Source organism: Sulfurisphaera javensis, from assembly GCF_041154675.1.
In the GTDB taxonomy this organism is placed as follows: Archaea; Thermoproteota; Thermoprotei_A; order Sulfolobales; family Sulfolobaceae; genus Sulfurisphaera; species Sulfurisphaera javensis.
The window spans coordinates 1,006,733-1,029,791 of record NZ_AP031322.1 but is presented as its reverse complement, the minus strand read 5'-3'; the positions used below and the strand labels follow the sequence as shown (position 1 = coordinate 1,029,791).

The following is a 23,059-nucleotide window of genomic DNA, read 5'->3' as shown; positions in this document are numbered from 1 at the left end:
ATGTAAAAGATTTTAATGATTTTTAATATAAATAATATATAATTATATTTGTAATTAATATATAAATTAATTTTAGTGAAAAAATGATATATGAGTTAAGTTTTTATATATGCAAAAATAACTCAAAACACGTAGAGAGCATGAAGGATAAAGTGATTATAAAAAGAGAGGATTTTATATTTGCTAAGAAACTTATTTGGAAAATGAGGAATAAAAACACAAGGTTTGACACTAAAGAGTTTATGACAAAAGGAAGAGAATATCTTTATGAATATGCTGAGAAAAATGTTGGTCCTTTAAATCCAGAAAGAAGGGCATTCTTAAAGGGATTACTAATTGGTATTGGTGTTTTTGCTGTTGCCTCAGCTGTACCATTAATAAATTCTCTAAATCCCCAAGAGATATATTTAAAGAGTTTTCCTTGGATGATAATTGTAGACTCTAATGGTAATCCAATAGAAGCTTCTAAAATACCAGTTAATGATCCAGAAATACTTCTTTTCGAATACCCAATGTTAGGAGATATAACTTTCTTATTAAACATGGGTGATGAAAATAATAACCCAGTAGCTGTTCCTCCTACTGAAGTTTTAATACCAGAAACTGGGAAAACTTATCATTTTCCAGGGGGTGTAGGTCCTTATAATTCCATTGTAGCTTATAGTGCAATTTGCCAACATTTAGGCTGTGTTCCACCTGAAATTCATTTCTATCCTCCACAGTATTTTAAGGTTGGTGGAAGTACACCAAACTATATTCCGCCAGATGCATATCAAGCAGCCATGCAAGCTAAGGCTATAAGTGTTATTCACTGTGATTGTCATGGCTCAACTTATGATCCCTGGCATGGTGCTGCTGTGTTAACTGGACCTACAGTTAGGCCTCTTCCTTACGTTGAATTATATTGGGATTCCTCAACAGATTACCTTTATGCAATAGGAATGAATCCTAATGCACCACCAATTATGGACCATACTTCAGATCTTGAAGGTGTTGCATATTTAGACGGCTATGATGAGAGTACTGGTTGTCCAAAGTTCTTGTTAAAGAAGGGACAAGGTGTAACAAACTGTTATACTACTTTGCAGAATGAAGGAAATACTTTTGAAGGTGGTTCATAATGAACAAATTAGGATTAGCTGTGGTTTTACTTATCTTTGGAGCCACAGCAGCCTTAATAGCATTTATTGTATATACTATACTCTGGAATTCATCTCCGATCCAAGACGTTTTACCAATGATATTAAGGTGGTTATTGTGAAATTACCTCCTAGATTATTATTTTTAATCATAACTGTGCTTTTCTTCATTGCAATATCTTTACCATTGAATTACGCTTTAAGTTCATTAATAGGAGTCGAGAACGCTACTGCTGTTATGGCTGCAATTTACATAATACTAACTGGCGTAACATTTGGTTGGATTTTTTACAAAGATTTCTACTAACGTTTTTCGAAGTAAAATTTTTTAAATTCTTTTACCTATTTTTAATCATGGCGAAATCATTATTAGATACATATAATTCTTTAGCATCAAAATTTTCTAAAAATCAGTATACTCCAGCATTGGCTGCAGCAGAATTGGCTAGTCTTATTGTCATTTACATAGCTGGGATGGATATTGCAATATTTAAATTACCGTTATTGGGTGGTCCAATAACAGCTCATATATATGCAGCTGCATTTGCAGTAATATTTGCTATTGCAACGTATGGTTCAGCTACTAGAGCTAATAATACTGTGTTAAGAGTTTTAGCTGTTCTTAATATTCTTTCTGTATTAGGAGCTGCTTTTGAAGGATTATTCTATTTTGGTGGATTTGTAATACCAGATTATGCTTTAGGTATGGGTATCGGTTTTGTCTTTACAGTAGTTTTTGCTTCAGCTCTCATGTTTTATGCAATGAGAAAATAAATAATAAAGTTAATATATTTTTATTTAATGAAATATTTTAGCGAAATATTTATTTATTCCCTTTTCATAAATAATAAATTGATAATTATGACGCAATCAGTATCCAGTCGAAATACCCCTGTACTAATTTCCTCAGTTGTTGAAACAATTTTACTTATTGGTACTTTTATAGCAGGTACTGCAACGATGTTGAACGCTCAATTTCCAATAAATCAAACATGGATGGCTGCATTATTATCGAGTCACTTAAGTTTAGCTATATTGAGTGGTTTAGGAGCAGTATTACTCTTTACTCTTTCTTATCTTAGTGATAGAAGAGACTTGTATTATCTTTCATTAATAACAGTAGTATTTGTTGGATTAGCAGCTGCGGGTGGTTTAGCATTTTATGCTACCTATAATTATGCTTTTTCATATATAATGGCTTTATCGCTTTTAATATCAATAATATCTTCAACTGGTTGTATAATTTACTCTCTCTAGGTGAAGAGTTATTGGCAGTACCTATTTCTTTTTTACTTAATGTAGTTCATGGTTTCTTCTCTTTAATATACTTTGGTGCTGTAATGATATTTGGTGTTTTTGGACCAAGGTTATCTAAACTTTCAGAGGGTTCTATCTATGAATTAATGACCCAGATTTTTCCTCCACTAATGAGCTTTATTGAGGCTACAGGGATGATTACTATAGTTTTTGGTGCTGGAGAATTCTTATTTTATATGATAGAATATTATAGAGAGGGTGGGATTAGTGAAGTAGAAAGTATAATTTTATCTACAGATTGGGGATTTTGTATATTTATTGGTGGTATTTTAGGAATTATAGGATTTTCAATAGGATTAATTATAGCACATAACTTTGAGAGATTATTCAAATTATATAAATCAGTAAATCCAGAAGTTGCTGATGAGATAAAAGTAACTCAGCTAAGACTAAAGTTTTATTCAGTTTTAGGAATGTCAATACTAACGTTGACAGTTATACTTATGGTTTTGGCTGTGTCTTTTTTGCCATTACCAAAATGACGAATTATATTAGGTTGGAACAGCTAATCAAGTAATAATTTTAATTATTTTATTTAATGTTTATCATTATAATTTAAATTGCTTCCTTCAAGTGCGAAAATACATAGAATAAACAAATTATTCATAGTCTTTATTTATAACTTTCCGATATCTTATTCCAATCTTCCTTCGTTAAACTCCAACCTAATGCTCCAATATTTTCTTCCAAATGTTTAACATTACTTGACTTAATTATTGGTACTAAGCTAGGTATTTGAATGTACCAATTTATGGCAATTTGAATAGGTGTTTTGTTATATTTCTTTCCCATCTCTACAAGTATTTTGTCACTAGCTATTCTTCCTTTTTCTATTGGCGTATAGGAGAGATAAAGTAATCCATTTTTATTAGCATAATTTAAGGTATCTTCATCACTTCTATCCCAAAGACTATAATGATTTTCAACTGCAACAATTTCATATTTCCTTAAACATTCTTTAGCTTTCTCAATTTCTTTCCACTTAAAATTACTTAATCCAAAAAATCTAATAATACCTCTGTCAACTAGGTCTTCAAATGCCTTTATTGTTTCACATATAGGTACTTCTGAAGGCCAATGAAGAAGATATAAATCAATATAAGTCCCTAGTCTTTTTGAACTCGCTATTGCTGATTTTATTGTATCCTCATATCTAGCGTGGTTTGGCCACACTTTTGTTATAATAAAAAGATCATCTCTCTTAAAGTCTTTAATAGCTTTTCCTACTAGTTCTTCTGCGTGTCCATTTCCATACATTTCTGCTGTATCTATCGCGGTAATTCCTAGTTCTATTGCCCTTTTGATCGCTTTTATATCATTTTGATCATTAGAGTAATCTGCTTGCCAAAATCCTCCACCCATTTTCCATGTTCCTAAAGCTAAGTCAGAAATTGAAAACCACTTGAAGATTTTCATAATATATAGTTTGAAAACGAACTAATAAGGGCATGCTGGGTCTTCGGCTAAAGGATCATTATAAACGGCATAAGCTCTAGCCCTACTTCCACCACATATATTTGTATAAGCACAAATTCCGCATTTTCCTTTAAGTTTGCCAGCTTTAATCATTTTAAGTAATTCTGAGTTTCTATAAATATTCACTATACTTTCTTCCCTTACATTACCTAATTTTATTGGTAGAAAACCACTTGGATAAATATCACCATTATATGCTACAAATATTACTCCAGCTCCGTCTCTCGTAGGCATTATACTTTTATCAACATTCTTTTTAGGTTCTCCTAATAGTTCCCTTAACTTTTGAATTAGTTCGTTATTTTCCTCCTTATATTCTAACTTAGCTCTTCTGAAGAAAGGTGCTTCAACAGTCCTTACTACTATGTCATATCTAGAAGCTTCAACTAAGAAATCGATTACATCTTTATATTTCTCTTTAGGAATATCAAGCTCAATAGTACCCCTTCCTACTGGAATTAAGAAGAAAACTTCCCAAACTTTTACTCCTAATTCCTTAAGCAATTTTACAATGTAAGGTAATTCTCCATAACTTTTTCTCCATATTAACGTATTTACTTGTACTTGTATACCGTATTTTAGTCCTAGTTTAATACCGTTAATAGCATACTTATAATTACCTAAACCTCTAAGCCAATCGTGTGTTTCTGGTTTATATCCATCAAGACTTATTGACATATAAAGTGCTAACTCTTTTATTCTTTTCATAGTTTCCTCATTAAGCCTATAAGAAGGTGCTGGAGCTAAGGAGACTATTAAACCTAAAGACTTTGCATAGTCCATTAACTCAAAGATATCTTCTCTAGATAAAGGATCTCCACCAGTAAACACTATAACTACTTTTCCAAATTGCGCTATATCTTCAAGTAACTTTTTACCTTCATTTGTAGTTAATTCCCCGGGTAATGGCTTATCTATTGCGTTAGCCCGACAATGCTTACAAGCAAGAGGGCATGCTTTTGTTACTTCCCAAAAGACTAAATGTGGAGATTCTTCAAAGGGCATAATGGATCATCTCCATAAATGTTTTCATTCCAATAATATGCTCTAGCCCTATCTCCTCCTTTACAGTATTCATTATAAATACACGATTTACATTCTCCTTGTAAATATTTTTCCGTATTTACAAAAAGATCAGGAATGTTTGTAATTATTTCCTTAAGTGGTTTCTCTCTAACGTTACCTAACTTATAAAAGTCAATAAACTGGCAAGGATAAACGTCACCATTGGGGTAAATAGATATCATCTTTCTTCCGCAACCTCCACTGTTTTTAACAAAGTGTAAATAATCTGCTAATTCTTTCTCATCTTTCGCTAACTTTTTAGCAATATAAATACCGTCAAAGGGTGCTAATGTAGTTTCTATTTCCAATTTTCCTTTTAATTGCTTAGCATATTCAATAAGTTTATTCATGAAATTTTCGTATTGTTGAGGAGTGTACATCCAGTCTTTCAGATCTTTACCTCTTCCACTTGCCGAAATATGATAGAAAGTTATTCTTTTTACTCCTAGTTCTAATGCTAACTTCATGTAGTCGTCAACGTAATCAATATTTTTTGAAGTTATTGTAAAGCGTAAACCAACGTTTAAACCTGCGTTAATAGCGTTTCTTATTCCTTTTATAGCCATTTCAAAAGCTCCTTTTACTCCTCTGAATTTATCATGAAATTCTGGATATGGACTATCTAAACTTATACCTATGTACATGAATCCTATTTCTTTAAGTTTTTCAGCAACTTTTTCACTTATTAAGGTTCCATTTGTAGATAACGCGAGTTTTATTCCCTTTTTAGAAGCATATTCTGCTATTTCGAAAAAATCTTTTCTCATTAATGGTTCTCCACCACTCATAATGAGTAATGGTATCTTAATTTCAGTCATTTGGTCAACTAATTTTAATGCTTCTTCAGTTGAAAGACCTTCTTCACCGTTAGGAGAAGCGTTTATATAACAATGTAAACACCTTAAGTTGCACTTATATGTTAAGTTCCAAGTTATTACCGGTCTGAAAACTTGACTAAATCTACTAGGATTTTTAGGATTATATTCTCCTTTAATCTGAAAGGATACTGTTCCACTGTTTGTAACCATAACGCTTATTGGAATCATTAATGATAAATTTGATACAAAGTTTAAATTTCATAAGCTAAATAATGAGGTGTAAAAATAATTAACTTTGTTAAACGTTTTCGTACATAAGTTTATCTATACTTTCTGAGATTAACTCCATATCTTTTCTTATTTTATCCTTTAATTCTCTCACTTCACTGTCCTTTAGTCTGATTAAATTGTATGCAGTCATGAATTCTATCATGTTTAATAAATCTTCCAAGAATTCATAAAGTTGTTGTAATTGAACTGGATCGTTATAATTTACTTTTATATCTGATTTCGTATTATATTTAATTAATGAAAGTATGTGTTGAATATCATACACATATTCTGGTAATACGTTTTCCATATGATTTAATCTCTTTCATAATATTTTAATTATTTTAGCCTAATTCCTATCTCTTTATGTTGAATTCTTTTTAACTCTTAGCGTATTATTAAAGTAAATTTTTTAAGCATTGTTTAATCTGCTCCTCAGTATATTGTGTTACTTTTAAAAGAAAACTTTAAAAGAAAAATTAACATGCACTTTTAGTAAGCTTACTACATACATTGTTTAAATCAAAGATTATGTTGCTTTATAATTAGAAAGGTACTTTATTTCCTCTAATTTCCTTTAGTTTCTTTTCGAATTCTTCGACCCATTTTGGTACTTTTACGTCTTCTGGACACCTTGCTGGAGTAAACGCTTTAATATCTAAGATTGGAGTACCTTCGAATAAATCTAAATTTTCAACAAACAAAATATTTCCCTCCCTTTTTATCAGTTTAACTATAGAAATAGCTATGGGATTTGGTCTATGAGGAGAATCTGTACAGAAAACTCCCACTTCAGGAAGCTCTTCTAACTTGAATCCATATTTAAGAAGTCCTCTTGGTTTCACTATTAAAGTATTTCTCTGCTCTTCAGTTACTTTATTTAACCATGATATTACGATTAAATGCGAAAAATCTTCTATTTTAATTAATCCATTTTCAAACTCTTTATAAATTTCAATAACACCTTTTCCTTCAATATTTTCCTTAACTATTCCTATGTACTTAAGCATAAATTAAAATAAGAGTATTAGTTAATAATTTCGATCTCTAAATAAACTCTTTTGTTACCTTTAGCTAATACTACTACTGCGCTATCTCCTTCAATTCCAGCTTCTTTCACTCGATATTTTTTAAAATAAGGGTATATCAACGAGGAGAGTTGTGAAACTGTAAGATTGTTGAATTTTATGAACCCTTTTTCTAAGTATAATGTTAGATTGAAACGATATTTAGGATCAAGTATTTGCATTAACGTGATCCTTTCTTTTCTCATAAGGAAAGCTTGTTGAAGGAAGTAAATAAATATTTTTCCTAATGTTTAAGCCAAAAGATAATTAACATTGTTAATCTATTATTTTCGAATCTATCTTATCTCTTAAGCAAGATGTCCTAGCTTTAATATCTGCAGTTAGGAATTTATCGGCTTGAAGCATAAGTAATATGAAGCAATTCTAATGTTCGTAATGTAACTTCTTTAGTTATATTCGTAGCGTTATAGTATACATCAATAAGGAGTAAGCGTTGATGAAACTAAACTCTTTACAAATCTGTTGTAGGTAGAAAGGATTTTTATTGCGTATGGTAAAGGATTATCTTTTATATTTCTAGATAAGTAACTCACTAATCCAATTAATCCTAATGTTGATGTCATTCCCCAGATTTAAATTCTTCTATTGCTTCTCTCTTCTATGACCATTTAATATAGACCGAATAATTATAGATTAATTATAGATGTATCAAAGTATTTCGATACTTGCTCCTATCAGCAAGAAAGTTTTATTAAATATAGGAAGTTGCATTTCTTTTGACTTTCTGATTTATCTCTTTTCACTTATCTATTTCCTTTAATCCCATGATATAGTTTAAGCCTCATTTCTTGAGAAGAAAACTCTCTCAGAAACTAAGGAATCAATTTCTTTAACTACCTCTTTCTTTATTCTTACTGAAACCACTTCGCTCTTAGTATACCATCTCTCGTATATTATTTTAAATATTTTGCTGACATTCCTACTTTTATTCCAGTTATTCCTAAAGTATCTTTAATTAAGAAAAGAAAGTAGAGATATGACACTGGAAGGAAAATTCCAGAAACTTCAAGGTTAATGAATCTAAAATAATATGAGAGTAAAAGTAGTGGCAATATATATGCTACCTTTTGATGATTATATCTTGCGGTTGAATATGTTATGCATGAGAAGAAGAAAGGAAACATTACATCAAGGTAAAATGCGTGAAGCATATCTTCTAAAACTATTGCTGAAAATGTAGTTAAAAGTGAAATTATAATAACTAAGATTGAAGTAGGATTTACCTTGAAATTTATTCTTTTTCGGAAAAGTAATAAAAAGTAAAATACTAAAGTAACTGGTATTAAAAAGGGATAAAACATTGAAAGAAGCCCCATTATTAAGACTGGCAATTGTAAAATTCCAAAGAAGGGTTTAGCTCCTAGTGTTGCTGTAAATACTCCAATATTTACTCCTAATATGTAAATTAAGATAGGTATGGCTAGGCTCCAATAATTAAGAAATAAAAACCACATGATCGCTGATAGAAAGGGTGAAGATAAGACTAGAATATTCACTGGAAATTTACTTCCATAACTTTTAACGTCTCTTAGCGCAGTAATTTCAATTACTATTAGAAAAATTGAAGCTAGAAATTGAAAATAATGAGATAGAGGTATTGCTAAGAAAATTAAGGCTAATATGTGTGTCATAAAATATTTCTTCGCTGGGAAAAAGAGTCTTTGTAACATTCCAAAATATAGAGAATAAACACCTATTGTCATAAAATAAGGATGATATGAGGGAGAAATATCAAGGGATAATCCTCCTAAGAAGAACATGATCGTTGCTAAATAGATATAGGGAACATTTACTCCCCATGGTTCTATTTCTATCTTATCCATAATTTTTCTGTTTTTCATGACTGATAAAAAGTTAGTAACCTAAATAATTAGGTTTATTTTATGATTGAAGTCTAATACACTACTTTCCCCAAAGACTTGTTTAAACTTCCCAGAGTGACTGGTCTAACAAAGTTGAGGGCAGAAAGCCTTTAGGCAGGGATGAATGCTCGCAAAAATAAATAAAAAATATAGTCTGAGAAGAGGGGTTCTCTGAGCCTCTCGACTGCATCTCATATGAAAGATGTAAACCCGAATTGATAAGGGGAACCCTAGCCTTCAGGGCTAAGAGGAAGTCAGCAAAACTAAGATGTAAATAGTTTATAGTAATATTGATGATTATAATAGCAAAATCGGCTAGGATTTTAATAACTTTATCGCTTATTTTTAAGATGAAAATATAATTGATCCGTAATTTTAATTGAAACGATAAACAGTCTATTTTGGCTAATAGTTTTATACCTTATATTTCAAAATACTCAAGATATGAGAAAAATTACGTCTCTTTCACAACTAAGGGCTTTACTTAAAAATGATGTTGTTATCATAAAAGTTCTTCCGTATGGAGGTAAAGGAATAATTAAAAAATATTGTAAAGATTGCATTGAGATTCCTAACGAATTCAATAGCGTGGAAGAGCTTCAAAATTGGAGAGATTTCTTAAACTCTAAATCAACATATAAAGTTATTGGAAGGAGTTACGTTATTGACTTATTATTTGGTAAGACTAAATTAGGTCAAGGGAATCTTAAAGTAAGTGGTAATGTTTTCACAATTTCAGCGTATAAGGCAATTAATTATGTAGTAAAAAGAGTGGATAAAGATGTAAGTAAGATTCTTGATTATTCTATCCTTACATTACATGGTTATTACACTTATATTCCAGGGTTGCTAGTTGAAGGAGTTAAACTAGCTAAGGAGAATAAGATTGATGATGCATTAAAGACATTTAACAAATTTCGAAGAATATTATACATAAATGAGAATGAAGCTAAATCTCCAGAGGAACTACTCAAAAAGGTTTATAAAGGTAATAATTTGAGAGAAGATTGGGAAAAGCTTTCACCAATATGGCGTGAAATCATTTACTATTTAATAGATTCTTCTCTAGGATTATTACCTGGTGAAAGTAAAAGACAAATAAGCGATTTAAATTACTCTTCTACGGAAGTCGAAGAACTATCTATTATAGATTACCTAGAATATGTAGATATTGTTAATCTTGCAATATCTGAACTATTTAGAGGAAACAATGTGGCTATAATTGGTAGCCTAAGAACTGGTAAAAGTACAATATCTGAACTTATAAAGAAAAGAGCAAAAGATCATAAACTCGAAATTTCTGTTATTGACTATCATAATACTAATAATGAGTACACTAGTCTAGAAAAAATATATAATAGTAATAAAAGTAAAGTTCTTTATGTATTAACTAATGATTTAGCAAAAACTTTAGGTATTAATGCTTTTAAAATTTATGTAGATAGACGATATATATACTCTTTATCTAGAGATAAAGGTTTAACATTAAGATTAGATGAGAGAATAACCTCTATTCCTATGCATTATATTATTATGTATCAGACTGATAATATCGAATCAACATTAAATGAAGCTCTAGAGAATTTCTATGCTGATTATTGGAATTATATATATAATGTTATTTTTGATTCAGATCCGAATAAGATTTTATGGTATTCTCCAATTTTGGCAGTATATGATAAATATAACATACCAATCCCTGTAAGAATCTCTGCACTTATTTTAAAAAATAGTGGTAGGAAAAATGTTAATGAAAATGACTTAATACTTAAATGGTTTTCTAACTGTAATATTCCATTTAAAGTTCCAAAGTCTGAAGATTATTATACTGATTCATTAGATAGTATAAACGTAGAAAAAATACTGGCAAATGTAGCGGAAGAGATCTCAAAAGAAATTAATAATGAAACTATGATAGATAGTATTCTAAACATCTTATCTTATCTTTCAATAACTGAAGGAGAAAAACCAAGAATAATCTCAAAAATAAAAGAATATTTCGATAATAATTTTAATTTTATGAGAATATTTTTACCTTATATAATAGAAAGATTAAAAGACAATATTAATATCGAGAAATATTGCAAAGAGTTAAGTAATAATAGTCTTCAACCATATGAATTACTTGCTAAGATTAAGGGTATATTAATGAAAAGTACAGAAGATAAGTGTACCTCTACAGCACTAGATATTTTATTAACTTTATCTAAAAATGGCAAAGTAGAATGGGTAAGATTTGTCCTTGATGATATAATTAATAATATCAAGGTAATTAAAAAGAATTATTCTTATCAACTTTCAGCAATTCTATTCAATTATCTAAAATATTCTAATGAAGATATAGATAAAGTTAAGCAAATTATAAACGAAATAGATAATGAATATTCAGTGTTTCCTAAATCACTAGTAAATTACATAGATGGTTCATTGGATCTTATTCAATTTACTAATCCTCTCTGGTCTGTTTTGATTTATGGGTTCTTAGGAATATACTCTTTAACTAATCATGATTTACTTAAATTGGCTCTTATATATGATAAATTCAGAAAAAACTATGCATTGGTCAAAAATAGTAAATATAATCTTGACGATCTACACTTAAAGGATTTCTTTCCAATCTCAAATGATATAATGGATTATATTGATGAACTTAAAGATAGATTAGATGCAGGAATAGGATACACGTTGCTTCTAACTCATCCTAGAGAGGAATCAGTAAGAGCCACTATTGAGCTTTCTGAAAAACTAGTAATTAATTGGTATAATAGAATAAGAAATAAAATGAAAGAAGGCAAAATAAAAAATAATGAAGCTATAGATCTACTTAAATTCTATCAGATTAAGCTAATGAAATCTTTAGTTAGTGGTGGTAAATATGAATACAAATCCGTTTTGCAAGATATTATCGAACTTGAGAAATTGACTGATTATGTTAAAGAGCAAGATGTAAAAGGTTCTCTTTTAGTAGCGTCTTCTATCTCAAAGAAGGTATTAGGAATAGAAGAGAAACCAAGGATATTCAGTGGAACAACTTTAGATTTGTTAATATATATATCTGCTGAAATTTTGTTAGGAGCTAATGATAAGAACAAATTCTTTGACTTTATTGCAAATCAAATTAAAAATAAGGATGAAGGAATAGATAAGGCACTAGTTGGTATAATAACTGCTGTAATGAAAAATGATAAAAAAGAGTTAGATAAAGCATTGGAGTATGCAAAAGAGAATTATTATTCAGCAATGCTAGAAATATTGAGTAAATATGTAAATGATAGAAAAATGTTTGTCGTATCTTTAATACCTTATATTGGTTTTTGGCATTTTTTAGGAGGATAATGTTTGAGGTTTAAAGTTACATTTTTCCTCAATTTTTCCTTCTAGGGCATCATTTAAATACATATAAGGATCTTTGATTTCTCTCATATGTTTTCCACTACCCCCTCTTAAAATTTTTACAACCTCACTTAACGCACTTAATGCAATTTCTTCTGCTGTTTTAGCGTTTAGGTCTAATCCTAATGGTGAGTAAAATTTTGTTTTTAATGTTTCCATGTCAATTCCTTTCTTCATTAACTGTGCAATAGTATATGCAGCTCTTTTCTGACTAGCTAAAAAGCCGACATATTTTGCTTTTTTCAAAGCTATATAAGCAGCATTTACATCGTAAGGTTTTCCTCCTTCATTAGCAATAATTACAAAGGAATCTTCTGTAATTATTTGATCAAGTAAAGTTAAAGAGTTAGAAATAAAGTTTACTCCAGCAAATTCTTCTTCATTAATGTCATTATCACCTATTACGGCAACTAAATATCCCATTGCTAAAGATAATTTTGCTAACGCTTTTGCAATTATTCCAGAACCTACAATAATTAATGATGGTCTTGGCTCTATTACTTCAGCAATTATTTTCTTTCCATTAATTTCAACTTCAATCCTACCTTTTTCTAAAGCTTCTTTTGCATACCTTTCATGTTCTTTAAAACCTAAAACAAGTTTATCTTCTACAAAGATACTTCTTTTCCCTTCCTCGTTTACCATGACAACCTTTTTTCCTTCAGCTGTTAACTTTGTAATAAGAGGAAAAATTTCACAAATTGACATAACATATAACTTATACAATGCACTTAAATCTTTTAGTTATAACATGTTTTACGATGAAGATAGAAGAAAAAGTTGAGTTACTTTATAACGCATATAAAGATAAAAAAGAGATAGAACCTTTTGAAGTAAATAGTGAGGAAGCTACTCAGATATTTAATCTTTTTACTCAAAAACTTGTTAAAGATGAAGGATTGGGAGGATATAAAATAAGCCTTGTAACATTAGAAACTATAAAGAAATTTAAGGCAAATGGACCAGATTATGGAATATTAACGAATAATATGATTGTAAAAAAAGGAAATGAGGTCAAATTACCATTTAGATATTCTTATGCTGAAATAGAGGTTATTGTTTTAGCAGATAACTGTAAAGAGGATAATATTCCTCATTGCATAAAGGAAACTTATTTAGGAATTGAGATGCCTATGACAAGATTTAATGCCCCGTTAAATAAATTGAATTTTAATCAACTCAAGGCAGATGATATGGTAGCTGGTCTCCTATATTTAGGTGAAAAAGTTTCTGAACAGCCTAAATCAGTTGAAGTTTATATTAATGATGAGTTAAAAGGAAAAGATAAACCAAACTTTATTTATGGAAATTATTTAGAGATGCTTAAATGGCTTATCAAAAGCATAGGTAAAGAAGTTAGTGGCTATGTTTCTACTGGATCTATTGTAGGTCCTATACCTATAAATAAGGGAGAGAAAATAAGAGTAAAATCAGATAATGCAGAGTTTGAAGTTAAGTTATATTAATTTCCTACCAGAAAGTAAGATCAATATTACTGTTCCTATTACTATCAAGATAATTGCAACAATTTCTGTTTGAGGTACATTTATCACTGAGGTAGTAGATAAGTGACTTATAGTAGTAATATTGTGAGATATATTACTAGACTCGGTTGTTGTATAATAATTTTCAGTTGTTTGTTGTGTCGTTATATTACTTACAGTAGTTTCAGTAGTTGAAGTTGTGCTACTACTAGAAGTAGTTGTGGTAGAAGTGATTTTAGATAAGTAAGGATAAACAATAATTTTTATTATGATATTTTCTGTTATATTCCCTAAAGCATTCATTGCGACAATTTTTACCAGATAAGTTACATTTTGTGTAATATTGTACTCTACATAGTTTTGGTGAAGTATCGATCTTAATGAGTTGTTAAAGTAAACATAAAACGTAGAAGGGACTTTTTCATTCCAGATTAGATAAAGTATAGTATATCCGGGGTAATGATATTCGTATACTGAAATAGTAAAGGGCTCTGGTGCTTCTAAGACTTTAATAAGTTCAATGGATGATATTATAGTTATTTGAGAGAATGATAGCTCTGTGTTTATAGTAGTAATAATAGCAGTTACAGAGGTAGAGTTTACTATCAAACCATCAGCTAATAAATATGAAGTCAAGGATTGTTGCGATTTCTGATATATAACACTCCAATTTTCATTGTAAACTGTTATTATTGAATTTATTCCGAAGTTTGACTTAACAATTTGTTCTACTAGTATATAACCATCATTTATATAACCTATTGCCTCACTATTATACTCTCTTGTGGATAATATTTTCTGATTAGATAAGTTATATAATACTAAATAAGAAGCTGAACTTGACGAGTATGTAACTAATGCTAAATTATCTGAAACACTGACTAATGATGGCTCTAATCCATTATATTCTGGTATTTCGTAAAGTACTTTACCATTACTTAAATTAATAACAAAGTAATCACCAACAAGTCCAGAAACAGAGAGATTCTCTAGCGAGGTTAGTTGAGATATTGATGAGTTGCCTATAACTCCTAAACCGTTAGAAACGCTGATAGAAGTAGCATTAATAATATTTAATGAAATATTGTTAAGAAGTATTCCATTAGAATTTAATATTAATAAAAAAGAATTGCTAGAGGAATATGAAGGCTTCCAAATAAGATAAACTGTATTATTATAGACATCAAAATCTTCAGAAGCACCGTAAGTTAATAAGTTTATTACTTTTCCCCAGTTTCCATTAAATGAAGCGTAAGCAAAATACGATTTTTTAATTGTAAGGTTTGAAGGATTAATAGATTTTACTCCAGGTAAATAAATGAAAAAGACCTTATTTCCAATAACTTTTGGTGTAGATATTACAAAACCATCCAGTTGAAGGATAGGAATATTTAGACCAGATAAATAAGTTGAAACTGATGTTACATTAAAAGTAGCTGATTGAGAAACTAAATTTAAACTAACAGTACCGTTAATTATTGCACAAAGATAAAATATAGAATTGTTTAGTACAGCTGAAGGAGATGTATAAATTATTGATGCGTTAAATGGCTCTTTAGAAGAAAGGGAGAGAGAATTTGTTTTTAAAGATAAGATAACAGAGAACATAAGTAAGATAAGGAGAAAAATCATATACCTTTTATTATACATACTTAAAGAAATGTAAAAGTGAATAAAAACTTTATTCTACAACTTGTGATACTGGAGGAGGACTTTTATCTCCAGCTATTTTCTTCATATATTCTTTGTACATACATCTATCTTGAATAACAATTAAGCCAGCTTTTCTAGCCTTTTCTGCTGCCTCATCATTTCTTATACCCTCTTGTAACCAGATAACTTTTACATCTCCTTTTTGTTTTACCCTTTCAAGTACCTCATCTACAATCTTTGGAACTTCTGAAGAAGGTCTAAAAACTTCTACTATATCAATTTTATCCGGAATATCTAAGATTGATTTGTAACTTTTTCTTCCTAAAATCTCATCGGCGGAAGGATTTACCGGATACACATTATAGCCTTTAGTAATAAGAAATTTAGGAACTTGATGTGCTGGTTTTGTTGGATCTTTTGAAAAGCCTATTGTTGCTATATTCTTATAATTTTTCAAAATATACGTAATTAACTCATCTTCAGAACTCATATTATAAAATATGAAGTAGGAATAAAAAATAATTAACTTACGTTGGACACTCGCCAGCTAAAGGTCCTGCTGCTTCAAGTATAACTTGCTGAATCATATTTGATGCGTTTATTATTTGTTGGAATTGGTCTAAGTTATTAAACACATATTGAGGACTGTATCCAGAAAGTATATCTGGGTTAACTATTGGAGTAGTAACAATATATGTTCCATTAGGTCCAGATATTAGTATTGCAAAGTTAAGATGTGGTGGTTGTACATATAGTGCAGATGGCTTACCATATTGTTCTACTGTAACATTAGTCTCGTACTGAATTATGAACTGTGAAACTTGAGGTGGTAATCCCATACTTGCATATTCCTCTTCTAATATTTTTTCTCCAATCGGAATTAATTCATTTTGAGGTATTGGTGTTCCATTGTAAGAGGCATTTAAATATTCGTTATAAACATAAGCTACATAAAATCTGACTATAGACGTTGGGGTGAAATTTAAGAATATTAGGCCTGGGATGTTTGCTGGCTTATGATCAGGATCAGAATAATGAAATTCATATGTAATATTCCCATAATTCTTTAAAACATTATAAATGGCCCATGAAGCTGCTGCTCCTACGGGGCATCCATACCAAGATTGTTCTACCACAATTACTTGCCCTTTTGGTGCTAAATCAATATTACTTATTTTCACAAATTTACCAGCCGGTATTTCATTAATGGAGGAAGTAGTTGGTGATTGTGTATTATTTACACTTGCCTTTGTATTACTCAGTTTCATAATGTAATATACTGATAGAAACGCAGCAATTATTACTATTACTGCTATAACAGTTCCAAGGACTTTTTTGTTCATTGCTTTTTTCTATTCTGATCAAACTATAAATTTTTCCCCAATAACTAAAAGTAAGAAGAATAATATTTATTTTGATCATTTCAAGATTTACGAAAAATTTTTATAATTTAAAGACATTAAATATAGTATGGCTGTGTCGTTAGCAAAGAAATATCAAGGGAAATTACAAATATTACCAAAAGTTCCTATCAATTCTTATGAAGATTTTGCTTTAATTTACACTCCAGGTGTTGCAGAGTTAGTAAAAGAAATTCAAAAGGATGAAGATCAAAGTTTTGAGCTAACGAGTAGATGGAATACTATTGCTATTCTGACTGATGGAAGTAGAGTTTTAGGTTTAGGAAATGTAGGTCCTATAGCCTCTTTACCAGTTATGGAAGGAAAAGCATTATTATTCAAATATTTAGGTGGTGTAGATGCCTTTCCATTACCCATTAGAGTATATAGTAAGGAAGAATTTATTCAAGTTGCTAAGGCTATTGAGCCCGCATTTGGAGGAATAAACTTAGAAGATATTGAGTCACCTAAATGTTTCTTTATTCTGGAAGAGCTACAAAAAGTCTTAAATATACCGGTCTGGCATGATGATCAACAAGGAACTGCTGGTGCTGTTCTAGCTGGGTTAATTAATGCTCTAAAACTTACTGGAAAAGATAAAAATTCAAAGATTATTTTAATGGGAGCTGGGGCAGCTAATATAGCAACAGCAAGATTATTAATAAGATATGGTTTTAATCCTAAAAACATGATAATTATAGATAGAGAAGGTCCTTTATATGCTGAAAGGAGAGACATAGATTCTCTAATGTTTAAACACCCTTGGAAATATGAGTTAGCAATACAAACTAATGGGGAGAGAGTTACAATTGTTGATGAGGCTTTTAAAGGCGCTGATATCCTAATTGCAGCTTCCTCACCCTATGCTAAGATAGATAAAAGGCTTATTAGAATGATGAACAAACCTATAGTATTTGCTTTAGCAAATCCCATTCCAGAGATTTATCCTAGTGAGGCTAAAGAGGCCGGTGCTGTAATTGTAGCAACTGGTAGAAGTGATTTTCCAAATCAGGTAAATAACTCCTTAATCTTTCCAGCAGTATTTAGAGGAGTTTTAGATTGTAGAGCAAGAAAAATAACTGATGAAATGATAATATCAGCTTCAGAAGAATTAGCTAAGTATGCTGAAGAGAAAGGTTTGAGGGAAGATTATATAATTCCAAGAATGGATGAAATAGAAGTTTATTTCAGGATGGCAGCGGCAGTAGCAACTAAAGCCGTAGAATTAGGTTATGCTAGACTAAAGTTATCTTATAAAGAGTTTCTAGAATTAGCTAAAGAAAGAATTGGAAAAGCAAGGAGGTTAGTATTATGATAAGAAAAGCATCTGAAAAAGATCTTGAAATACTGACTGATATGTTTACAAGAATGTATCAGCTTAACTCAGAATTTGATCCATTATTAGAAGTATCACAAGACTTAGAAGAAAAAGTGAAAGAATCTATTAAAAAATCGTTTAATGATAATAATGTTTTATTAATAGTCGCTGAAGAAGATGGTAAAGTAGTAGGTGGCGCAAGAGTATTTATTTCAAATAGAGAGTTTTATATACCAGAAAAAGTCGGAATGATCCAAGAAATTTATGTATATCCTGCTTATAGACGTAATGGTATCGGTGAAAGCTTAATTAATTATATTGAAAAAGAGTTAAAAGAAAGAGGAATAGAAACTATATTGGCAAGATTTCCAGCAAAAAATATGATAGCAACGTCTTTTTACACTAAAAAAGGCTTTAGAGAGCTTCATAATGAGTACATAAGAAAAATTGATTAGATGAATGATAAACATGAACTTGTGGATAAATTAGATAAGTTGATATTTTACTATATCTTTATGAATCCTAGAATAAGCAAGAGAGAATTAGCTAGAAGGATAAGCATTGATATTTCTACGTTATTATATAGAATAAACAAGTTAAAACATTATATAGAAGGTTATTATGTCTATGTTAATCCAACGATTTTAGGTTATAAGAGAGCTATCTTAATCCATAATAAAGAAAACATTAAAAATGAGAGCATAAGGTTTACATGTATAGAAGGTTTTTCAATATCTGAAATTTATGGGAATGAAGTTGAGAAAGAGATTGAAATGATAGACCCTATCTTTTACGAAAAAATACCTGAGGAGAAATATTCTTTATCTTTCCTAGACTACGAAATAATTAAATTACTAAATGATAACCCACTAATTGATGAAAGCGAAATAGCCTATAAATTAAATCGTAAAATAAGAACAATTAAAAGGCATTTGAATTTCTTACTTTCTCATGGTATAGTTCGTGTTATACCAAAGATAGACATAACAAAACTTGATTTCCTATTATACTCATTTTTATCATCAATTAAACCTTCAAAGACTATATTTAATTATCCTTCATTATCAATAGGATTTGCAAATAACTTAGAAGATATAGTAAAATTAACTAGATTTGGAAAAATTTCAATAAAATCAAAATATGAAGTGAATAATTGGTTGAGTCAAGATCAAAATTTTCAAGCAAAACTTTATTTGAAATAACTTCCTCTTTTTTCCATGAAATATGCATTTATAATATTTTCCGATCCAGATATAAAATCTGAATTAGTAAAAGCCGCACATGCGTTACATTATGCTATAAATTTAAAAAGAAAAGGAAATGAAGTACTAGTATATTTTGAAGGATTAGGAGAGAAAATATTAGTTAGTGATAATGAATATATAAAGCCATTATTAAATGAAGCATTAAAGGAAGGTATAGTATATGGTGCATGTGGCTATTGCGCATCTCCTCCTCATTTAAACATAAAAGATAAACTACTGAATAGAGGAATTAGACTTTTTGGAGATGAAAATGACCATAAAGATCTTTCATTATTTATCGATAATGGATACCAAATAATGCTAATCTAATTTTACGAAATTAACATAGAAAGGTTTTTAAAAATAGCTTAACTAGTACAAAAGTAGTACTATAATTTTAAAACAATATGAATTTCAACATTAAAAAAGTTAAATATATGAATTATTTACCTCCGAAAACTATGAAAGACAATATTCCAGATAGTATTAATAGATCTAAACCTAGTAGAAAACCTACGCCAAACTGTGCTGTAATATATGCTATCTGTAATGAAGCTATTAATTGTGCTGTTGTATAAGCAAACGAAGAAACTAAAGCTGCAAATATAACTTCGCTTGATCGCAATAATAATTTATGTTGCTGTTGATTAAGAGTTTTAGTTGGTAGTATCATAGTCTTTCTAAAATTAAATGAGGAGGAGTTTTCTTTTAACGATTTAGGAGCAAAGTAGAATTTTAACAAAGGATAGAGTACTATAAAGCTAGCTAAGAATATTAATCCATCAACTTCAACACCTATAGGTCCTATATCTACTCCAGGAGTTTTATATGCCCATATGCTGTTTACTATGAACGAAATTATGAACCCTGTTCCTAAAGCAATTGCGGCTGGTCTTATAACGGGATGGCTTGCCTTATGTCTAAATATATACTGATCAATGAAGGGGAACAATAGTGTTACTAATATCCATGCTAAAAATATTAAGGAGGCATATTGAGGAGGAACCGATTTATAGAAGAAATATATAAATAAGAAATACCAATCAGGAATAGGTGGAGTTTGTGCTGCTAATACTGGATTATATTCTGGCATAGTATATTTAAGCCCATTCCCAGTAATTGTTATATTGTAAGGTATTATAGACGCTATCAATATAACTGCTCCAAAAACTAAGAAGAAAGTCATTAAAATCAATCCAAATGTCCTAGTGTAAGGTTGCAATTTCCAATTCGGATCATTTTCTAATTTATCTTTGTAATGTTCAACTAATTCTGGTCCAGGTTCTTTACTAGGTGGAGGTGTTGGTCCTCCATGTTTTTCAAATATGGCTAAGTGGATCATTATGAATAAGAGTATTAATCCTCCTACAATCCAGTGGAAAATGAAAAACCTATCAACTAATGGATCTACTCCACTTGCTATTCCAGGTAAATTTGTTGGTACAGTAGTCATAAGCTTAATTAAAGACGCTAAATTAAAAGGCATGTAAGTAAACAAGTTTAAGCCAGTTGTTGTTGCTGTCCATGATATTAAATTATATGGTAAAGAATAACCTAAATATGCCTCAGTTAAAGCTAAACCAGCTAAGATAACTCCTACTATCCACATTATCTCTCTTGGTTTTCTATAAGCTCCTACAATAAAGTTTCTTGTCATATGTAATATAAGTAAGAATATCATTGCATAAGCTGCCCACGTATGTATACTAAATAGTAATGCACCATAAGGTACTTGTGAAATTAAATAAACCGTTGATGCGTAAGGATCAGAAGGAACATAATATAGTGCCACTAAAGCTCCAGTAATTACTGCTAACGTAAATGAAGCTAAAACCATTGAACCTAACCAATAATCAAGCCTATAAGCATATTTTGGTGCTTTAGCTATAGTATGACCATAAATTCCGATTCTTTCATCTAGCCATTGAAAAACTTTATCTATCCAACTTTCTCTCTCCTCCTCCATGATTTCACCCAGTAGTACATGCTGGATTAGATGGAATTTGATAAGAGTAGTCTGGATCATATATCAAGTTGCTGGTAGGTCTTGTTTTAGAGAAATAGGGAGCGTTCGTACCTATAGCATAAATATCACCAGTTGTATTATCATATTCTAGTAGTACTATTGGTAATGGTCTAGGTGCTGGTCCTCCAACTACTATCCCTCCTTCATCTAGTTTATACATCGAACCGTGACATGGACAATGTAAAATTGTAGTTGATGGATTTAACCCTGGTACATCTGGAGAACTAACTAATACTTGGGCTGGTAGCTGACAACCTAAATGTACACAAATGGCTGAAAAAGCACAAATAGCTCCTTTAGGTCCAACTCCCTTTATGTTAGGAAAATTAGAATTTATCCTAAATTGACCATAATAAGGATTTTTAAATTGCACGTCTGTTTGTCCATTAAGTTTTGAGAAATCAACTAAGAAACAAGGCTCATTGGTTAATGGATATGCGAAGAAATAAACTGGACAATTGCTATTCTGTATATCCTTTATATTAGCTATTTTATACTTTGGAAAACCAAGAAGTCCTGACGAGTTATTTACAACTAAATAATTCTTAGAGATTATTCTCAATTCGTTATAGTAATAACCCATGTAATTAAAAAGTGGTGAAAATAAAGGAGATACAGCTACTGCTCCTCCTGCAATCATAGCTAGCCTAATAAAATCGCGTCTCTTCATTTTTACCACAAAGAAATTTAATACTAAAAACTATTTAAGTTTTGCTAAAATATTTAATCTATTTACAATTGCATTTAACTTTAAGAGTTCTCTTGAATAGATCATAAAGAGATAATATAACTATTAAAGGTAAAACAAAGTAAATAATTGTCAATGTTTCACCAGCAATTACACTGTAAGCTAGGAAAGATAAAGGTGTATAAAAAGCTATAATGGTAGGTAAAGAGAGACAGCAAGTTGTCCCACCAACTAGACCAATTGCTATAATTCCAGAAATTAGCTTCTTTGATTTTATAAATTCAAATATCTTACCAATATTTGCAGATACTAAAAAAGTTATCGTAATTGCTACAAATATTGCAAAAGGAGTAATTGAGAGATAATAATATGGTGGAAGTAATACTTCAATGGAGGGGTTAAATAATAGATTGAAAACAAATCCTAATCCGTAAGTGGAGAATGGTGCATAAGCTAAGCCTATTTGTTCATAGTAAAAAGCTGAAGGGGAAAAGAAAATAGTTAATAACTTCTCTATAGCTAAACTAAATATAAAAAGATGAACTGGAAAATAGGCTAATGTAGTTATCTTAATCTCTTTTTTTCTGAAATTAGTTATTACGTAGGAAAATGCTACTTTAAGTGGATAATATGCTATTAAAAGAAGAGTAATAGTCCAAAAAATAACGGGCGTGATAATGTTTGAAAACAACCCGGGAGGAAGAAGAGAAAAATATAAAAACAATACTATCATCGGAAGTACCAAAAATACCTTTTTCATAATTATAGTTTCTAATTTTAAGCTTATAAATTTTGATAGAATATAATTGAAAAAAATT

The 23,059-nt window shown here is 30.1% G+C and carries 27 protein-coding genes; 12 read left to right on the top strand and 15 right to left on the bottom strand.

Features of this window, described 5'->3' with window-relative positions; genetic code table 11:
* The first annotated feature begins 140 nt into the window (after positions 1 to 140).
* From ACAM25_RS05450 to ACAM25_RS05425, 6 genes are all read left to right on the top strand, one after another.
* Positions 141 to 1,121 (top strand): Rieske (2Fe-2S) protein, encoded by a 981-nt coding sequence (locus tag ACAM25_RS05450; RefSeq protein ID WP_369611321.1) that lies wholly within the window; start codon positions 141 to 143, stop codon positions 1,119 to 1,121.
* Positions 1,121 to 1,261 carry a hypothetical protein gene (locus ACAM25_RS05445; protein ID WP_369611320.1) on the top strand — a complete coding sequence of 47 codons (141 nt, stop codon included), beginning with the start codon at positions 1,121 to 1,123 and terminating at the stop codon, positions 1,259 to 1,261. The genes ACAM25_RS05450 and ACAM25_RS05445 overlap by 1 nt, the downstream gene beginning before the upstream one ends.
* On the top strand, positions 1,258 to 1,446 hold the full coding sequence (locus tag ACAM25_RS05440; RefSeq protein ID WP_369611319.1) for a hypothetical protein: 189 nt from the start codon (positions 1,258 to 1,260) through the stop codon (positions 1,444 to 1,446). Before ACAM25_RS05445 ends, ACAM25_RS05440 begins: the two co-directional genes overlap by 4 nt.
* Positions 1,447 to 1,493: 47 nt before the next feature.
* Entirely contained in the window at positions 1,494 to 1,913 is a 420-nt protein-coding gene (locus tag ACAM25_RS05435) for a hypothetical protein (RefSeq protein WP_369611318.1), read from the top strand.
* Positions 1,914 to 2,000: 87 nt separating this feature from the next.
* Positions 2,001 to 2,396 carry a hypothetical protein gene (locus tag ACAM25_RS05430; RefSeq protein WP_369611317.1) on the top strand — a complete coding sequence of 132 codons (396 nt, stop codon included), beginning with the start codon at positions 2,001 to 2,003 and terminating at the stop codon, positions 2,394 to 2,396.
* 11 nt (positions 2,397 to 2,407) lie between these two features.
* On the top strand, positions 2,408 to 2,938 hold the full coding sequence (locus ACAM25_RS05425) for a hypothetical protein (RefSeq protein WP_369611316.1): 531 nt from the start codon (positions 2,408 to 2,410) through the stop codon (positions 2,936 to 2,938).
* A gap of 130 nt (positions 2,939 to 3,068) precedes the next feature.
* On the opposite strand, the gene ACAM25_RS05420 is transcribed toward ACAM25_RS05425, so the two are convergent.
* The 8 genes from ACAM25_RS05420 to ACAM25_RS05385 form a co-directional block, all read right to left on the bottom strand.
* Positions 3,069 to 3,872, bottom strand: a complete 804-nt coding sequence (locus ACAM25_RS05420; RefSeq protein WP_369611315.1) for an aldo/keto reductase — start codon at positions 3,870 to 3,872, stop codon at positions 3,069 to 3,071.
* Between the two features lie 21 nt (positions 3,873 to 3,893).
* Positions 3,894 to 4,937 (bottom strand): TIGR04053 family radical SAM/SPASM domain-containing protein, encoded by a 1,044-nt coding sequence (locus ACAM25_RS05415; protein WP_369611314.1) that lies wholly within the window; start codon positions 4,935 to 4,937, stop codon positions 3,894 to 3,896.
* Positions 4,910 to 6,043 (bottom strand): radical SAM protein, encoded by a 1,134-nt coding sequence (locus tag ACAM25_RS05410; protein ID WP_369611313.1) that lies wholly within the window; start codon positions 6,041 to 6,043, stop codon positions 4,910 to 4,912. Before ACAM25_RS05410 ends, ACAM25_RS05415 begins: the two co-directional genes overlap by 28 nt.
* Before the next feature lie 70 nt (positions 6,044 to 6,113).
* Positions 6,114 to 6,395 carry a hypothetical protein gene (locus tag ACAM25_RS05405; RefSeq protein WP_369611312.1) on the bottom strand — a complete coding sequence of 94 codons (282 nt, stop codon included), beginning with the start codon at positions 6,393 to 6,395 and terminating at the stop codon, positions 6,114 to 6,116.
* A gap of 235 nt (positions 6,396 to 6,630) precedes the next feature.
* Positions 6,631 to 7,095: a tRNA (N6-threonylcarbamoyladenosine(37)-N6)-methyltransferase TrmO gene (gene tsaA, locus ACAM25_RS05400; RefSeq protein ID WP_369611311.1), complete on the bottom strand. Its 465-nt coding sequence runs from the start codon at positions 7,093 to 7,095 to the stop codon at positions 6,631 to 6,633.
* Between the two features lie 17 nt (positions 7,096 to 7,112).
* Positions 7,113 to 7,358 carry a hypothetical protein gene (locus tag ACAM25_RS05395; RefSeq protein WP_369611310.1) on the bottom strand — a complete coding sequence of 82 codons (246 nt, stop codon included), beginning with the start codon at positions 7,356 to 7,358 and terminating at the stop codon, positions 7,113 to 7,115.
* 231 nt (positions 7,359 to 7,589) lie between these two features.
* Positions 7,590 to 7,736 (bottom strand): hypothetical protein, encoded by a 147-nt coding sequence (locus tag ACAM25_RS05390; RefSeq protein WP_369611309.1) that lies wholly within the window; start codon positions 7,734 to 7,736, stop codon positions 7,590 to 7,592.
* A gap of 330 nt (positions 7,737 to 8,066) precedes the next feature.
* Entirely contained in the window at positions 8,067 to 8,996 is a 930-nt protein-coding gene (locus ACAM25_RS05385; RefSeq protein ID WP_369611308.1) for a hypothetical protein, read from the bottom strand.
* A gap of 483 nt (positions 8,997 to 9,479) precedes the next feature.
* Here ACAM25_RS05385 and ACAM25_RS05380 point away from each other — a divergent pair, with 483 nt between their 5' ends.
* On the top strand, positions 9,480 to 12,371 hold the full coding sequence (locus ACAM25_RS05380; protein WP_369611307.1) for a hypothetical protein: 2,892 nt from the start codon (positions 9,480 to 9,482) through the stop codon (positions 12,369 to 12,371).
* Here the strand turns inward: ACAM25_RS05380 and ACAM25_RS05375 are convergent.
* A complete protein-coding gene (locus ACAM25_RS05375; protein WP_369611306.1) occupies positions 12,360 to 13,136 on the bottom strand; it encodes an XdhC family protein in 777 nt (258 codons plus the stop codon). The two genes, ACAM25_RS05380 and ACAM25_RS05375, sit on opposite strands and share 12 nt — an antisense overlap.
* A 53-nt stretch (positions 13,137 to 13,189) precedes the next feature.
* On the opposite strand from ACAM25_RS05375, the gene ACAM25_RS05370 reads away from it, so the two are divergent.
* Positions 13,190 to 13,894 (top strand): hypothetical protein, encoded by a 705-nt coding sequence (locus tag ACAM25_RS05370; protein WP_369611305.1) that lies wholly within the window; start codon positions 13,190 to 13,192, stop codon positions 13,892 to 13,894.
* Here ACAM25_RS05370 and ACAM25_RS05365 read toward each other — a convergent pair.
* The 3 genes from ACAM25_RS05365 to ACAM25_RS05355 are packed head-to-tail and all read right to left on the bottom strand — an operon-like array spanning position 13,886 to position 16,908.
* A complete protein-coding gene (locus ACAM25_RS05365; protein WP_369611304.1) occupies positions 13,886 to 15,562 on the bottom strand; it encodes a hypothetical protein in 1,677 nt (558 codons plus the stop codon). The genes ACAM25_RS05370 and ACAM25_RS05365 overlap by 9 nt on opposite strands.
* 31 nt (positions 15,563 to 15,593) lie before the next feature.
* Positions 15,594 to 16,055: a CoA-binding protein gene (locus ACAM25_RS05360; RefSeq protein WP_369611303.1), complete on the bottom strand. Its 462-nt coding sequence runs from the start codon at positions 16,053 to 16,055 to the stop codon at positions 15,594 to 15,596.
* Positions 16,056 to 16,092: 37 nt separating this feature from the next.
* Entirely contained in the window at positions 16,093 to 16,908 is an 816-nt protein-coding gene (locus ACAM25_RS05355) for a DUF929 domain-containing protein (protein WP_369611302.1), read from the bottom strand.
* Between the two features lie 127 nt (positions 16,909 to 17,035).
* Between ACAM25_RS05355 and ACAM25_RS05350 the strand changes: the two genes are divergently transcribed.
* From ACAM25_RS05350 to ACAM25_RS05335, 4 genes are read left to right on the top strand one after another with little or no spacing between them, the layout of a single operon-like run.
* Positions 17,036 to 18,280 (top strand): NADP-dependent malic enzyme, encoded by a 1,245-nt coding sequence (locus tag ACAM25_RS05350; RefSeq protein WP_369611301.1) that lies wholly within the window; start codon positions 17,036 to 17,038, stop codon positions 18,278 to 18,280.
* Entirely contained in the window at positions 18,277 to 18,738 is a 462-nt protein-coding gene (locus ACAM25_RS05345; RefSeq protein ID WP_369611300.1) for a GNAT family N-acetyltransferase, read from the top strand. Before ACAM25_RS05350 ends, ACAM25_RS05345 begins: the two co-directional genes overlap by 4 nt.
* A gap of 21 nt (positions 18,739 to 18,759) precedes the next feature.
* The gene (locus ACAM25_RS05340) at positions 18,760 to 19,485 is read left to right on the top strand and encodes a winged helix-turn-helix transcriptional regulator (RefSeq protein ID WP_369611299.1); all 726 of its coding nucleotides are present in this window, start codon (positions 18,760 to 18,762) and stop codon (positions 19,483 to 19,485) included.
* Positions 19,486 to 19,500: 15 nt separating this feature from the next.
* On the top strand, positions 19,501 to 19,857 hold the full coding sequence (locus tag ACAM25_RS05335; protein WP_369611298.1) for a hypothetical protein: 357 nt from the start codon (positions 19,501 to 19,503) through the stop codon (positions 19,855 to 19,857).
* Positions 19,858 to 19,969: 112 nt separating this feature from the next.
* Here ACAM25_RS05335 and ACAM25_RS05330 read toward each other — a convergent pair whose 3' ends face one another.
* From ACAM25_RS05330 to ACAM25_RS05320, 3 genes are read right to left on the bottom strand one after another with little or no spacing between them, the layout of a single operon-like run.
* The gene (locus ACAM25_RS05330; RefSeq protein WP_369611297.1) at positions 19,970 to 21,493 is read right to left on the bottom strand and encodes a cytochrome bc complex cytochrome b subunit; all 1,524 of its coding nucleotides are present in this window, start codon (positions 21,491 to 21,493) and stop codon (positions 19,970 to 19,972) included.
* A 4-nt stretch (positions 21,494 to 21,497) separates the two neighbouring features.
* On the bottom strand, positions 21,498 to 22,223 hold the full coding sequence (locus ACAM25_RS05325) for a Rieske 2Fe-2S domain-containing protein (protein WP_369611296.1): 726 nt from the start codon (positions 22,221 to 22,223) through the stop codon (positions 21,498 to 21,500).
* Between the two features lie 58 nt (positions 22,224 to 22,281).
* Positions 22,282 to 23,001, bottom strand: a complete 720-nt coding sequence (locus ACAM25_RS05320; RefSeq protein WP_369611295.1) for a hypothetical protein — start codon at positions 22,999 to 23,001, stop codon at positions 22,282 to 22,284.
* Between the last annotated feature and the right edge of the window lie 58 nt (positions 23,002 to 23,059).